14 protein-coding genes are annotated in these 13,332 nt (G+C 73.7%); 9 read left to right on the top strand and 5 right to left on the bottom strand.

The window, feature by feature from the left end:
• Positions 1 to 32: 32 nt before the first annotated feature.
• Complete coding sequence (locus ACTWM8_RS08325) at positions 33 to 968, top strand: pseudouridine-5'-phosphate glycosidase (RefSeq protein WP_446213290.1); 936 nt, start codon at positions 33 to 35, stop codon at positions 966 to 968.
• Positions 965 to 1,864 (top strand): carbohydrate kinase family protein, encoded by a 900-nt coding sequence (locus ACTWM8_RS08320; protein ID WP_446213289.1) that lies wholly within the window; start codon positions 965 to 967, stop codon positions 1,862 to 1,864. Before ACTWM8_RS08325 ends, ACTWM8_RS08320 begins: the two co-directional genes overlap by 4 nt.
• Before the next feature lie 51 nt (positions 1,865 to 1,915).
• Here ACTWM8_RS08320 and ACTWM8_RS08315 read toward each other — a convergent pair whose 3' ends face one another.
• The gene (locus ACTWM8_RS08315; RefSeq protein WP_179803732.1) at positions 1,916 to 2,272 is read right to left on the bottom strand and encodes a DUF3099 domain-containing protein; all 357 of its coding nucleotides are present in this window, start codon (positions 2,270 to 2,272) and stop codon (positions 1,916 to 1,918) included.
• 106 nt (positions 2,273 to 2,378) lie between these two features.
• Here ACTWM8_RS08315 and ACTWM8_RS08310 point away from each other — a divergent pair, with 106 nt between their 5' ends.
• Together ACTWM8_RS08310 and ACTWM8_RS08305 are read left to right on the top strand one after the other, a co-directional pair.
• The gene (locus ACTWM8_RS08310; protein ID WP_246158594.1) at positions 2,379 to 2,690 is read left to right on the top strand and encodes a hypothetical protein; all 312 of its coding nucleotides are present in this window, start codon (positions 2,379 to 2,381) and stop codon (positions 2,688 to 2,690) included.
• Positions 2,680 to 2,991, top strand: a complete 312-nt coding sequence (locus ACTWM8_RS08305; protein ID WP_154942855.1) for a hypothetical protein — start codon at positions 2,680 to 2,682, stop codon at positions 2,989 to 2,991. The genes ACTWM8_RS08310 and ACTWM8_RS08305 overlap by 11 nt, the downstream gene beginning before the upstream one ends.
• Positions 2,992 to 2,998: 7 nt before the next feature.
• Here ACTWM8_RS08305 and ACTWM8_RS08300 read toward each other — a convergent pair whose 3' ends face one another.
• Positions 2,999 to 4,201, bottom strand: coding sequence for a low temperature requirement protein A (locus tag ACTWM8_RS08300; RefSeq protein ID WP_446213288.1), 1,203 nt, complete (start codon positions 4,199 to 4,201; stop codon positions 2,999 to 3,001).
• A gap of 58 nt (positions 4,202 to 4,259) precedes the next feature.
• A complete protein-coding gene (locus ACTWM8_RS08295) occupies positions 4,260 to 4,835 on the bottom strand; it encodes an HhH-GPD-type base excision DNA repair protein (protein WP_446213287.1) in 576 nt (191 codons plus the stop codon).
• Between the two features lie 143 nt (positions 4,836 to 4,978).
• Between ACTWM8_RS08295 and ACTWM8_RS08290 the strand changes: the two genes are divergently transcribed.
• The 3 genes from ACTWM8_RS08290 to ACTWM8_RS08280 all read left to right on the top strand — a co-directional run bounded on the left by ACTWM8_RS08290 (position 4,979) and on the right by ACTWM8_RS08280 (position 8,714).
• Complete coding sequence (locus ACTWM8_RS08290; protein ID WP_446213286.1) at positions 4,979 to 6,037, top strand: iron ABC transporter substrate-binding protein; 1,059 nt, start codon at positions 4,979 to 4,981, stop codon at positions 6,035 to 6,037.
• 71 nt (positions 6,038 to 6,108) lie between these two features.
• A complete protein-coding gene (locus ACTWM8_RS08285; RefSeq protein ID WP_446213285.1) occupies positions 6,109 to 7,641 on the top strand; it encodes an ABC transporter permease in 1,533 nt (510 codons plus the stop codon).
• Positions 7,638 to 8,714, top strand: a complete 1,077-nt coding sequence (locus ACTWM8_RS08280; protein WP_446213284.1) for an ABC transporter ATP-binding protein — start codon at positions 7,638 to 7,640, stop codon at positions 8,712 to 8,714. The genes ACTWM8_RS08285 and ACTWM8_RS08280 overlap by 4 nt, the downstream gene beginning before the upstream one ends.
• Before the next feature lie 32 nt (positions 8,715 to 8,746).
• Here the strand turns inward: ACTWM8_RS08280 and ACTWM8_RS08275 are convergent, their stop codons facing one another.
• Positions 8,747 to 9,964 (bottom strand): S8 family peptidase, encoded by a 1,218-nt coding sequence (locus ACTWM8_RS08275; RefSeq protein ID WP_446213283.1) that lies wholly within the window; start codon positions 9,962 to 9,964, stop codon positions 8,747 to 8,749.
• 188 nt (positions 9,965 to 10,152) lie between these two features.
• Here ACTWM8_RS08275 and ACTWM8_RS08270 point away from each other — a divergent pair, with 188 nt between their 5' ends.
• Positions 10,153 to 11,637, top strand: a complete 1,485-nt coding sequence (locus ACTWM8_RS08270) for a DUF7782 domain-containing protein (protein WP_446213282.1) — start codon at positions 10,153 to 10,155, stop codon at positions 11,635 to 11,637.
• 49 nt (positions 11,638 to 11,686) lie between these two features.
• Positions 11,687 to 12,109 (top strand): D-aminoacyl-tRNA deacylase, encoded by a 423-nt coding sequence (gene dtd / locus ACTWM8_RS08265; RefSeq protein WP_238451226.1) that lies wholly within the window; start codon positions 11,687 to 11,689, stop codon positions 12,107 to 12,109.
• 93 nt (positions 12,110 to 12,202) lie between these two features.
• Here dtd and ACTWM8_RS08260 read toward each other — a convergent pair whose 3' ends face one another.
• On the bottom strand, positions 12,203 to 13,306 hold the full coding sequence (locus ACTWM8_RS08260) for an IS30 family transposase (protein WP_446210420.1): 1,104 nt from the start codon (positions 13,304 to 13,306) through the stop codon (positions 12,203 to 12,205).
• Positions 13,307 to 13,332 lie beyond the last annotated feature (26 nt).

The raw sequence follows: 13,332 nt of genomic DNA, 5'->3' as shown, positions 1-13,332 counted from the left end.
CCACCCCGACGGCGGCCCGTACGGTAACGGAGGTGACCAACTTTCACATCCGTCTCGGCGCTGAGGTCGCCGACGCCCTGCGTGACGGTCGACCGATCGTCGCCCTGGAGAGCACCATCGTCTCGCACGGTCTGCCCCGACCGGACAACCTGCGAGTGGCCCGCCAGATCGAGCGGGCCGTACGGGAGGCCGGCGCGGTCCCGGCCACCATCGGAATGGTCGGCGGCGAGCTGGTGGTGGGCCTCGACGACGCCCAGCTCACCCGCCTCGCCACCGTCGACGGAGTGAGCAAACTCTCCGTACGCGATCTGGCGGTGGCCGCCGCCACCGGCGCGGACGGCGCCACCACGGTGGCCGCCACCAGCGCGGTCGCCGCAGCGGCCGGGATCGGTGTCTTCGCCACCGGCGGGTTGGGCGGCGTGCACCGGGAGGCGGCGCAGACCTTCGACGAGTCCGCCGACCTGGTCACCCTGGCCCGGACGCCGATCGCGGTGGTCTGCGCCGGGGTGAAGTCGATCCTCGACGTGGGCGCGACGCTGGAGCGGCTCGAGACCCTCGGCGTGGGCGTGGTCGGCTACCGCACCCGGCGGTTCCCCGGCTTCTACCTGACCGACGCCGGCTTCGACCTGGACTGGTCGGTGGACTCCCCGGAGCAGGTGGCGGACGTGCTGGCCGCCCGGGAGCAGCAGGGGGTGCACGGCGGCGGGCTGATCGTGGCCAACCCGCTCCCGACCGACGAGCAGCTCGACCCGGCGCTGCACGACCGGACCCTCGCCAAGGGCCTCGCCCGGCTGGGCCGCGAGGGGGTGACCGGCAAGGCGGTGACCCCGTTCCTGCTGGCCCACTTCCACTCGGCCACCGAGGGCGCCAGCCTGGCGGTGAACGTGCGGATCATCCTGCGCAACGCCGACCTGGCCGCCCGGATCGCCGTCGCCGCGGCCGCCCTGCGCACCGACACGCCGGCATGACCGGCCCGTCCCGGGTGGTCGTGGTCGGTGACCTGATCACCGATGTGGTGGCGGTGCTGGCCGGGCCGCTGGCCACCGGCTCGGACACCCCGGCGACGATCCAGGTCAGCGGGGGTGGCCAGGCGGCCAACACCGCGGCGTGGATCGCGGCGCAGGGCGTGCCGGTGACGCTGGTGGGCGCGGTCGGCGACGACAGCGCCGGGCGGGACCGGGTGGCCGAACTGGAGCGAGTCGGCGTCCAGTGCGCCGTCGAGGTGCATCCGGGCCACGCCAGCGGCACCGTGATCGTGCTGGCCACCGCAGGGGAACGCACGATGGTCACCGAACGCGGCGCGAACCTGCGGCTGACCGTCGAGCACGTCGAGCGGGCGCTGGCCGCGGCGCCGGACGCCGCGCACCTGCATCTGTCCGGGTACTGCCTGCTGGACGCCGCGTCGCGGCCGGCCGGGCTGGCGGCGTTGGCCGCCGCCCGCGCGCGCGGGTTCACCACCAGCGTCGACGCGGCGTCCGCGGCGCCGCTGCGGCGGGTCGGCGCGGCGGCCTTCCTGTCCTGGGTACGCGACGTCGACCTGCTCCTGGTCAACGCGGACGAGGCCGGGGTGCTCGCCGGCGGGCTGGATCCGGGGGCGCAGGCGCGGGCGCTGTCGGTGTCGGCCCGGCGGGTGGTGGTGAAGCGGGGCGAGGCCGGGGCGGTCTGGGTCGACCGGAGCGCGACGGTGAGTGTGGCGCCCGCCCGGCGGGTCGCGGTGGTTGACGTCACGGGTGCCGGGGACGCCTTCGCGGCGGGCCTGCTGACCGCCTGGCTGGGCGGCGCGGAGCCGCGGGCGGCGCTGGGCCGGGCCGGTGATCTCGGAGCCCTGGCCGTCTCGACGGTGGGCGCCCGGCCGACGGGCTGACCCGAACGCACCGGCAGGGGCGCCGGATCTGCAGGGTCCGGCGCCCGGCGGTCAGGGTTCGACGTCGATGACCTTGTGCGGCCGCTCCTCGGCGGTCAGGCTCATCGGCGGCGTCTCGTCGCGCATCCTGGGCTGGAACTTCCCCGCGAGCCGGTGCTGCTCCTTCGGCGGGCGGTCGTTGGCCAGCAGCACCGCCAGCCACGGGATGAGCACCATCCCGACGGCGCACAGCGGCAGCCAGAGCCAGAGCAGCGGGGCCTTCGCGCCGACCAGGATCGCGCCGACTATCACGCAGGCCACCCGGATGCCCATCATCAGCACGTAGCGCTTCTGCCGACTGGTGAGCTGGTCGTCCTGGCTGCGCGAGGCGTCGGTGATCAGAATCGGCTGGTACGCCTGACGCTTCACCACGGACCTCCTCGAGGGGATTACGACCCATCCTGTCACTCCCGGGCCGTGATCAGCGAAAATTGACCCATCCCAGTGCGTGTTACGCCCGTGGTACGCTCCGCTCGTGGGCAACCGCTTCAGCTTCACCGACGAGGCGTTGACCAACCTGCGGGTCTACGACGTCACACCCGGGGAAGTCTGGGAAGCCCTGCACAGCACCCGCCGGGTGATCCGGCACCTGGGCGACGACGTCATGGTCGTCTACGCGGCGAACCGCCGCGGCAGGCGGCTGGCCGTGCTGCTCGCCGAGGCCGACGGCACCGACAACGACTGGGACATCCTCTCCGCCCGCGACCTGAGCGACGTCGAGGCCAAGCGCTACGACGAGGCCGTGCGGAGGGATCGCCGACGAGGAGGCGGTCACGATGAACCGTGACGACGCGACCAAGCGGTTCCACGGTGGCGACGACGCGTTCGCCGAGCTGATCGACGAGAGCCAGCCGGTGGAGCTGCCCACCCCCGACAGCGACGTGCCGATGGTCAGCCGCTCGGTACGCCTGCCGCTGGAGACCTACGAGCGGGTCCGGGCGGCCGCCGAGGCCCGGGGCATCGGGGTCACCACGCTGATGCGGCAGTGGATCGAGGCCGGGCTGGCCGACCTGGACGACTCCGCCACCGTCTCCCTCGCCGACGTACGGCGGGCACTGGCCTCGCTGTCCCGCCCGACCGCCGCCTGACCGTCCGTCACAACAGTGGCGGCGAGGGCTGCTCGGGCGGACGGCCGTGCGCCCGCAGCGCGTCTGCCAGCGCGATTCCGGCCACCACGGTCGAGGTGGCCGCGGCGACCGCCAGCGGGGGCAGCCGCGTCATCAGCGGCACCATCACCACCAGCACGACCAGCCCCAGCAACCGGGTCCGGGACACCCGTCCGAACACCTCGTACTCGAAGCGCGCCCGACCGAGCACGAAGAGCGCCGGGCCGCCGATGATCACGGTGAGCCAGGCCGGGTCGGTGTGCCCGCCGGGGTGGGCGATGACGATCTCATAGCCGACGGCGGAGGCGACGATGCCGGCCACCATGACCAGGTGGGTGTACGTCGCCGACTCGGCGAGCCGCCCCGGCCGGGCCGACCCGGCCACCGCGTCCGCCAGCACTGTACCGGCCCGGTAGAAGTAGATGCGCCAGAGCAGGGCCGTGGTGGCGAACGTGATGGCGAAGGCGACCCACCGCGCTGGGGTGAACTCGCTCCCGCTCAGCGTGAATCCGCTGATGAGGATCATCTCGCCCAACGCGATGATGATGAACTGCTGGTAGCGCTCGGCCAGATGCTCACCGGTGACCGTCCACGAGGAGGCGGGCGTACGGCCGCGTCCCGGCAGCGGCCAGCCCAGCCGCCCCGCGCCGTAGTCGATGATCACCGCAAGGGTCCAGAGCACCCCGCGGGCGTCGTCCTGCAGGATTCCTCCGGCGATCCACGGCACCCCCGCCACCGCGGACCAGGCGAGGATCCGGCCGGCGATGTGCCGCTCCCGATGACCCCGCATCACCACGGTGAGGACGAGCGGGCGGCCCACCTGGACGGCGACGTAGGCGAGCGCGAAGGAGAGACCCCGGGACTCGAACGCCTCCGGCAGCGACACCGCCATCACCATGCTGCCGAACATCGAACCGGCCACGACCAGCTGGAGCGCCGGCTGGTCGGGGTTGTAGCGGCTCGTCGTCCACGTGGTCAGCGACCAGACGAACCAGAGGGCGAGCAGGAGCAGCAGCGTCTGCCCCGCCTCGGGCAGGACGAGCCGCCGCTCCACCGTGAAGTCGTTGACCAGCCGGTTCGACACCCGGGTGAGCGCGAAGACGAAGGCGACGTCGAAGAAAAGTTCCAGGAAGGTCGCCCGCGGCGAGGTCTCCTCGCCGCGGAGGAACCGCTCCCCCGGTTGCTCCGCCATCCCCCCGCCCGCCGTCGTCGCCCGACGAACTCACGATCGCGCACGGGAAGCGGTGGCGTCAGGCTTTCGTCGCCTTGGCCGCCGCCTTCATCTGCTGCTTGAACTCGCGCACCCGGCGCAGCGACTCCGGGTCGGTGATGTCGGCCACCGACCGGTACGCGTCCGGTTCGCCGTACCCGCCGGCGGCCTCCCGCCAGCCGTCCGGGCGCACGTCGTACCGCTTGCCGAGCAGTGCGACGAAGATCTGCGCCTTCTGCTTGCCGAAGCCGGGCAGCTCGCCGATCCGGCGCAGCAGCTCCCGCCCGTCCGCGGCGTCCGACCAGAGCCGGGCGGCGTCGCCGTCGTACCGGTCGACGAGCACCTGACACACCTGCTGGACCCGGGCCGCCATCGCCTTCGGAAAGCGGTGCAGCGCCGGTGGCCGGGCGAAGATCTCGACCAGCGCCTCGGGGTCGTACCCGGCCAGCTCCCGGGCGTCCGGCTCGTGCCCCAGCCGCTGCGCCAGCACGTACGGCGAGGTGAACGCCTTCTCGAGCGGGATCTGCTGGTCGAGGACCATGCCGGTCAGCAGGGCCAGCGGGCTGCGCTCCAGCAGCCGGTTGGCCTCGGGGTCGATGGGCAGCGAGAGCGTCATGCGCCCATCCTGCCGGTCGGCGCAACGGGCGCGTTGCCGACTCCCCGAGCGGGCCCCGGACCCACAGGAACACCAAGGTTAGCCTGTGCTAACTTCTCCGCGTCGGTGGAGCGCCCGCCGGCCGGAACCGAAGGAGTGCCGCCGTGCCCGTTCCCGCCCGCAGGTCCCTCGCGGTCACCGTCGCCGCCGGCCTGCTCTCGTTCGGCCTGGTCGCGTGCGGGTCCGGCGAGGACGACGCCGCCGATCCCGGCAAGCCCGGCGACAAGACCATCACCGTCTACAGCGGCCGCAACGAGGCCCTGGTCAAGCCGCTGCTCGACAAGTTCAGCCAGCAGACCGGCATCACCATCAAGACCCGCTACGCCACCACCGCCCAGCTCGCCGCCCAGCTGGTGGAGGAGGGCGGCAAGTCGCCGGCCGACGCCTTCTTCGCCCAGGACGCCGGCGCCCTCGGCGCGGTCGCCAAGCGGGACATGTTCGCCCCGCTGCCCGCCGCCGCACTCGACAAGGTGCCGCAGATCTACCGGGCCCGCACCGGCCAGTGGGTGGGCGTCAGCGCCCGCGCCCGGGTACTCGCGTACAACGCCGACAGCGTGCCCGCCGCCGAGCTGCCCACGTCGGTCTTCGCGCTGACCGACCCGAAGTGGAAGGGCAAGATCGGCGTCGCCCCGACCAACGCCTCGTTCCAGGCGTTCGTCACCGCGATCCGGGTGCAGCACGGCGACCAGAAGGCGAAGGACTTCCTCGCCGGCCTCAAGGCCAACGAGCCGCAGATCCGGGACAACAACGTCAAGATCGTCGAGGATATCGACAAGGGCAGCATCCAGGTCGGCCTGGTCAACCACTACTACCTGGGCGAGGTGGCCAAGGAAAAGGGCACCACCCCGGACGCGCTCAAGGCAAAGCTGCACTTCTTCCCCGGCGGCGACACCGGCGCCCTGGTCAACGTCGCCGGCGTCGGCGTGCTCAAGCGCTCCGCCGAGGACCCGGACACCAAGGCCTTCGTGGACTTCCTGCTCGGCCCGGACTCGCAGAAGTACTTCGCCGAGCAGACCTTCGAGTACCCGGTGGTCACCGGGGCCGGCACCCCGGCCGGCGTGCCGCCGCTGGCCGAGCTGGACACCCCGGACATCGACCTGAACGACCTGGACACGCTGGACGCCACGATCGGCCTGATCAAGGACTCGGGGCTCGTACCCTGACCGCCCCGACCACTGCGCCCAAGGCAGGGCCGGCCCGTTCCGGGCCGGCCCGCTTCGGCGTACCGGGGTCGGTGCGCCGGCTGGCGCCGCGCCCGGCGCTGCTCGCGGCCTCGACCGCCGCGGTCGCCGTGGCCCTGATCCCCCTGGTCTACCTCGCGGTACGCACCGCCGAGGCGGGCGCCGACCGGGTCGTCGCCGAGTTGTGGACCGAGCGGGTCGGGCTGCTGGCGGTCCGCAGCCTCGCGCTGGCCGCCGTGGTCACCACCGCCTGCGTGCTGCTCGGCGTGGGCGCCGCCTGGCTGGTGACCCGGACCGACCTGCCCGGTCGGCGCGCCTTCGCGGTGCTCGCCGCGCTGCCGCTGGCCGTGCCCACCTACATCGCCGCCTTCGCCTGGGTCTCGCTCTTCGACCGGCTGGAGGGCTTCTGGCCGGCCGCGCTGGTGCTGACCCTCTGCTCGTACCCGTACGTCTTCCTGCCGGTCGCGGCGGCGCTGCGCGGCGCGGACCCGGCGCAGGAGGAGGTCTCCCGCTCGCTGGGCCGGGGCGGCTGGCGCACCTTCACCGACGTCACGCTGCGCCAGATCCGGCCGGCGACCGCCGCCGGGGCGCTGCTCGTCGCGCTCTACGTGCTGGCCGACTTCGGCGCGGTGTCGATCCTGCGCGCCGACACCTTCACCCGGGCCATTTTCGTCGCCTTCGACCTGGGTTTCGACCGCACCGGCGCGTTGGTGCTCTCCAGCGTGCTGGTGGCGCTGACCGTGCTGCTGCTGGCCGGGGAGACCGCCACCCGCCGGCGCGGCGCCCGGTACGCCCGGCTCGGCGGCGCCCGTCGCCCCGCCGCCCGGCTGCGCCTCGGTCCGGCCCGCTGGCCCGCGCTCGCCGCGCTGCTCGCGGTGGCCGCGCTGGCGCTCGGCGTGCCGGCGCTCAGCCTGGCCCGTCGGCTGGTCAGCGGGGTGTCCCGGCCCGGCGCGCTCGGCGAGGTCGCCACGGCCGCCGGCAACTCGCTCTGGCTGTCGCTGGCCGGCGCCGCGCTGACCATGCTGCTGGCCCTGCCGCTGGGGCTGCTCACCGCACGCGCCCCCGGCCCGCTGGCCACCGCGCTGGACCGGCTCGCCTATCTGGCCCACGCCCTGCCCGGGGTGGTGATCGGGCTGTCGCTGATCTTCTTCGGCATCAGCGTCGCGTATCCGCTGTACCAGACCCCGTGGCTGCTGGCGCTGGCCTACGCGACGCTCTTCCTGCCGCTGGCCGTCGGCGCGGTGGCCGGCGCCGCCGCCCAGGCCCCACCCGGCCTGGAGGAGGTGGCCCGCTCGCTGGGGCGCGGGCCGCTGGCCGTGCTGCGCACGGTCACCCTGCCGCTGACCCTGCCCGGAATCGGGGCGGGGGCGGCGCTGGTCTTCCTCACCGGCATGAAGGAACTTCCGGCCACCCTGCTGCTGCGCCCCACCGGCACCGACACCCTGGCCACCGAGCTGTGGACGGCGACCTCCGTCGGGGCGTACGCGGCCGCCGCTCCGTACGCGGCGCTGCTGGTGGTCATCTCGGCGCTGCCCACCTGGTGGCTGGTCGCCCGGGGCGGCCTGCTCGACAAGGAGGACCGATGAGCGAGGTGGTGCTGACCGGCGTCGTCAAGCGGTACGGCCCGGTGACCGCGCTGGACGGCGTGGACCTGACCGTCCCGGCGGGCGCGCTGACCGCCGTCCTCGGCCCGTCCGGCTGCGGCAAGACCACCCTGCTGCGCTGCCTGGCCGGCTTCGAACGCCTCGACGCCGGAGCGATCCGGGTGGACGGGCGCGAGGTGGCCGGCCCCGGTCGGCACCTGCCGGCGCACCGCCGCCGGATCGCCGTGGTGCCGCAGGAGGGCGCCCTCTTCCCGCACCTCACCGTCGCGGCGAACATCTCCTACGGGCTGGACCGCGCCGACCGACGGGGCGACCGGGTCGACGAGGTGCTGGCCCTGGTCGGGCTCGCCGGGCACGGCGACCGGATGCCGCACCAGCTCTCCGGCGGCCAGCAGCAGCGGGTCGCGGTGGCCCGGGCGCTGGCGCCGCGCCCGTCGCTGGTGCTGCTCGACGAGCCGTTCAGCGCGCTCGACGCCGGGCTGCGAGCCGGGCTGCGGCACGACGTCCGGGAGGCGCTGCGGGTCGACGGGGCGACCGCCGTGCTGGTCACCCACGATCAGGGCGAGGCCCTGTCGGTGGCGGACCGGGTGGTGGTGCTGCGGTCCGGGCGGGTGGTGCAGTCCGCCACGCCGACCACGCTCTACCGGGAGCCGGCCGACCCGTGGGTGGCCGGGTTCGTCGGCGACGCGGTGCTGCTGCCGGCGGTCGCCTCCGCCGGGGCCGCCCGCACGCCGCTGGGCACCCTCCCGATCGCCGGCCCGACGGCCGACGGCCCGGTCACGGTGCTGGTCCGTCCGGAGCAACTGCGCCTGGCCCCCGCGTCGGGCGCCGACACGGTGACCGCCACCGTGCTGCGGCACGACTTCCACGGCCACGACGCGCTAGTCGCCCTCCGGCTGGCCGACGGTACCCGGGTCACCGCCCGGGTCTGGGACGACTCCGAGCCCGTCCCGGTTGGCACCGAGGTCTCCCTCCACGTGGAAGGCCCCGCCCGGGCCTGGCCCGCGGAGCCCAGCCCCGCCCGGGTCGACGAGTCGGCGCTGCCGGTCGCCTGACCCGTCCGGCTCCGTCGCGCCGGACGGCGCCGTCAGTTGACGACGAAGAGCAGCCGGTTCGGCGAGCCCGTGCCCGGGTTGGTCACCTTGCCGGTGGTGGCGTTGGTGGTCAGGTAGCTGGCCACCTGCGCCGGGGTGTACGACGGGTTGGTTGAGAGCACCAGCGCCGCGGCGCCGGCCACGTGCGGCGAGGCCATCGACGTGCCGCTGATCGTGTTGGAGGCGGTGTCGCTGGTCCGCCAGGCGGACAGGATGCTCGACCCCGGCGCGAAGATGTCCACGCAGGAGCCGTAGTTGGAGTAGGACGCGCGGGCGTCGCTGCTGGTGGTGGCGACGGTGATCGCGGCGGCGGCCCGGGCGGGCGAGTAGCCGCAGGCGTTGGCGCTGGAGTTGCCGGCCGCCACCGCGTACGTGACGCCCGAGTTGACCGAGTTGGTCACCGCGTTGTCGATGGACGAGCTGGCGCCGCCGCCGAGGCTCATGTTGGCCACCGCCGGCTTGACCGCGTTGGCGGTCACCCAGTTGATGCCGCTCACCACGCCGGTGGTGCTGCCGCTGCCCGAGCAGTTGAGCACCTTCACCGCGATCAGGCGGACGGCCTTCGCCACGCCGTACCGGTTGCCGCCGACGGTGCCGGCGACGTGGGTGCCGTGGCCGTTGCAGTCGGTGTTGTTGCTGTCGACGGTGTTGGTGCCCCAGCTGGCCCGGCCACCGAAGTCGGTGTGGGTGGTCCGGATTCCGGTGTCGATGATGTACGCCCGGACGTTGGAGGCGGTGTTCGGGTACGTGTAGCTGGCGTTGATCGGCAGGCTGCGCTGGTCGATCCGGTCCAGGCCCCACGGCGGGTTGGCCTGGGTGCCCTGGACGGTGACCACCCGGTCCTGCTCGACGTAGGCGACGGCCGGGTCGGCGGCGAGCCGGCGGGCCTGGCCGGCGCTCAGCTTCGCGCTGAAGCCGGTGAGGGCGGCGCTGTAGACGTCGGCGACGCTGCCGCCGTACCGCTTGGCGAGGGTGGCGGCGCGGTCCGGCACGGCGGTGCGGGCGGCGAGGGTGTTCGCGGCGCCGACCGCGTCGGCCCGCAGCACGACCAGGTAGCTGCCGCTGATCGCGCCGGGCGCGGACGCGCCGCGGACCTCTCCGGTGGGGGCGGCGAGGGCGGGGGTGGACGCGGCGACGGAGAGCGCCGCCGCGGCGGCCGTGACGGCGAGGGCGCGGATCGCGCGGCGCCGGGGCACGGGCAGAGCGGACATCGTCTGACTCCCTACCGGTACGCCCCGGGCAGGCTGGTGGCCGCCGGGACGCCCATCGACGGATGTTGGGCCAGATGCTAGCCATACATTGATGGTCATAAAAGAGATAACGGCCAATCAATACAGCTCGCGGTATGGATGTCGCGGGTGCCGGCCGATCGACCGCCGTCGGGGGGCAGGATGGCGACGTGGAACGACACGACATGCTGCTCTCCCCCGCCGGCGTCGAGGCGCTGCGCACCGCGCTGAGCCGGGCGGACTTCACCTCGAACGGGATCGCCGGCCGGCTCGGCGCGCAGGCCACCGGCGGGGTGGCCCGCAACGACTTCCGCGCCGCCCTGCGCGCCACCGAGGACCGCGACCCGCTCGCCACGCTGATCCGGGTCTTCATCTGCGACCAGACCGAGCCCGAGGCGGCGGTCGCCGCCGCGCTCGCCCCGCTGGACCTCGCCGAGGCGCTCGCCGGCGGGCTGGTCGAACGGCACGGCGACGGCCTGCGCGCCGGCGTCGACCTGGAACCGTACGGGGACGACTGGTGGGTCCTCGCCGACGTGCCGGCCAGCGCCCGCCCCGGCCGGCCGCTGCACAGCGAACACGTGCTCGGCATCGGCGGCGCCACCCAGACGCTGATCGGCGCCACCGTCCGCCGGCCGGTGCAGACCGCGCTGGACCTGGGCACCGGCTCCGGCGTCCAGGCGCTGCACCTGGCCACCCACGCTGACCGGGTCACCGCCACCGACGTCTCCGAGCGGGCGCTGCGCTTCGCCGCCACCACCGCCGCGCTCAACGGCCAGGACTGGGAACTGCTCCGCGGCGACCTGGTCGCCCCGGTCGCCGGACGCCGCTTCGATCTGGTGGTGAGCAATCCACCGTTCGTGGTGGGCCCGGGCACCACGACCCACGTCTACCGCGACTCCGGGCGGGTCGGCGACGCGATCGGCGCCGAGCTGGCCGCCGCCGCGCCGGGCCTGCTCACCGAGGGCGGCACCATGCAGTACCTGGCGAACTGGGTGCACGTGGCCGGCGAGGAGTGGCACGAGCGGGTGGCCGGCTGGTTCGCGGGCACCGGCCTGGACGCCTGGGTGATCCAGCGCGAGGTGGCCGACCCGATGGCGTACGTCAACCTCTGGCTCACCGACGTCGGCGAGGCGACCGACCCGCAGCGGATGGCGGCCTGGCTGGACTGGTTCGACGCGCACAAGGTGGAGGCGATCGGCTTCGGCATCGTCTCGCTGCGCCGGTCCGGGCACGCCGACCCGGTCGTCCGGATCGAGGACCTGCGCCAGCGGGTGGAACCCCCGATGGGCGACCGGGTCGCCACCTGGTTCGACCGCCAGGACTTCCTCCGGGTACGCGACACCGATGCGCTGCTCGCCGAGCGCTACCGGGCCGCCGAGGGGCTCCAGCTGCGGCAGGAGGCCACCATGGGCGACGAGGGGTGGGCGGTGGACCGGCAGGTCCTCACGATGCCGCACGGGCTGCGCTGGAGCGAGGAGGTCGACCCGCTCGTGCTGGCGCTGGTCGGCGGCTGCGACGGCCGGCTGGCGCTGCGCGACCAGCTCGCCCTGCTGGCCGCCGCGCACGACGTGACCCCGCAGGAGCTGGCCGAGGCGGCCGGCCCGATCGTGGCGCACCTGATCGAACGCGGCGTCATCGAGCCGGTGATGGCGTGACGCGGGTCGCGCCGGCGGAGCCGGACGGCGGCCGAAGGGGGGTCCGCTGATGCGGGCGGTGGTGCAGACGGTCGGCCGGGCGAGCGTGACGGTCGACGGCGCGGTGGTCGGCCAGATCGACGACGGGCTGCTGGTGCTGCTCGGCGTGACGCACGCCGACACCCCGCAGGTGGCGCAGACGATGGCCCGCAAGATCCACGAGCTGCGCATCCTCGACGACGACCGCAGCGCCGCCGACACCGGCGCCCCGATCCTGGTGGTCAGTCAGTTCACCCTCTACGGCGACGCCCGCAAGGGCCGGCGTCCGAGCTGGACCGCCGCCGCCCCCGCGGAGGTCGCCGAACCCCTCGTGACGGCGGTGGTGGAGGCGCTCCGCGACCGCGGCGCCAAGGTCGAGACCGGCCGCTTCCGCGCCCACATGCTGGTGGAGAGCGTCAACGTCGGCCCCCGCACCCTCCTCCTCGACCTCTGACCTCGCGTCCCCGCCCCCGGCCCCCGCCCCGCCTCGTTGATCAAGAAGTTTGCGTCAGCCGAGCCTGGCGATGTCAAGTGGTGAGTGCAATCGTCAGGGCGTGATGAGTTGAGCGAGACGCTGGGTTGGGGTTGCCCAGCTCAGTGTCTGGCGGGGGCGGGTGTTCAGTTCGTGGGCGACCTCGTCGAGGCCGGCCTGGTCGATGGTGCGGAAGTCGTAGCTGCTTTTGGGGAAGTACTGGCGTAGTAGTCCGTTGGTGTTCTCGTTGGTGCCGCGTTGCCAGGGGCTGTGGGGGTCGCAGAAGTAGACCGGGCAGCCGGTGACGACGGTGAACTGCGGGTGGGTGGCCATTTCCACGCCCTGGTCCCAGGCCAGTGAGCGGCGCAGGTGCGTCGGCATCCTCGTGGTCAGGTCGGTGAGTACGCCGATGACGGCTTCGCTGTCGCGGCCGTTGGGTAGGGCGCCGAGCATCACGTAACGGGTGCTGCGTTCCACCAGGGTCACGATCGCTGAGGCGCCGGCCTTGCCGATGACCAGATCACCTTCCCAGTGCCCGGGCACCGCCCGGTCGGTGGCCTCGGCGGGGCGGGCGCTGATGTGCAGGTCGCCGATCCAGGGCCGCCGGCTACGGGCGGCACCCGCGGTACGTGACTGCGGGCGCCGCGCAGTGCGCCCCGACCGCAGGGCCACCTGCCGGGTCAACTCGGCCCGAAGGTTCCCCCGTGACTGCACGTAGATCGCCTGGTAGATCGTCTCGTGGGACACCTGCAACTCCGGCCGGTCGGCGAACGTGGCCCGCAACCACGCGGCGATCTGCTTCGGAGACCACCTACGAGCCAGTTTCCCCGCCACCACCTGCCGCAGCCGCGTACCCACCGCCAGCTTCGACGTTGTCGCCCGGCGTCGCGCCGCGTCAGTCCGCCGCTGCGCCCACTGCGCCTGATACCCCCACCGATACGGGCGACGAGCCCGCCCGGGCGGCAACGACCGCCCGAGCGGATTCTTCGTTCCATGCCGAGCACTGTTGTTCCGCGCCACCTCCCGCGACACCGTGCACACCGGCACCCCGAGAAGCCCAGCGATCTGCGAGATCGTCCGACCCGAGGCCCACAAATGCTCCAACACCTGCCGATGCCCGAACGTCAACACACCCGGCCTCGCCACCAGCACCTCCAGCCCAACCAAGATCAGTTGCACTGAAGCCTAGAAACCGCCCCTGGTTT

The sequence above is a fragment of the Micromonospora sp. IBSANI012 genome (assembly GCF_052814045.1).
This window is presented reverse-complemented; position numbering and strand designations above follow the sequence as displayed.

Excerpts from the sequence above, each read along its gene's own strand:
- ACTWM8_RS08295 (WP_446213287.1), bottom strand. The coding sequence starts at position 4,835 with ATGACGCTCTCGCTGCCCATCGACCCCGAGGCCAACCGGCTGCTGGAG.
- ACTWM8_RS08305 (WP_154942855.1), top strand. The coding sequence starts at position 2,680 with ATGAACCGTGACGACGCGACCAAGCGGTTCCACGGTGGCGACGACGCG.
- ACTWM8_RS08280 (WP_446213284.1), top strand. The coding sequence starts at position 7,638 with ATGAGCGAGGTGGTGCTGACCGGCGTCGTCAAGCGGTACGGCCCGGTG.
- ACTWM8_RS08275 (WP_446213283.1), bottom strand. The coding sequence starts at position 9,964 with ATGTCCGCTCTGCCCGTGCCCCGGCGCCGCGCGATCCGCGCCCTCGCC.
- ACTWM8_RS08300 (WP_446213288.1), bottom strand. The coding sequence starts at position 4,201 with ATGGCGGAGCAACCGGGGGAGCGGTTCCTCCGCGGCGAGGAGACCTCG.
- ACTWM8_RS08320 (WP_446213289.1), top strand. The coding sequence starts at position 965 with ATGACCGGCCCGTCCCGGGTGGTCGTGGTCGGTGACCTGATCACCGAT.
- dtd (WP_238451226.1), top strand. The coding sequence starts at position 11,687 with ATGCGGGCGGTGGTGCAGACGGTCGGCCGGGCGAGCGTGACGGTCGAC.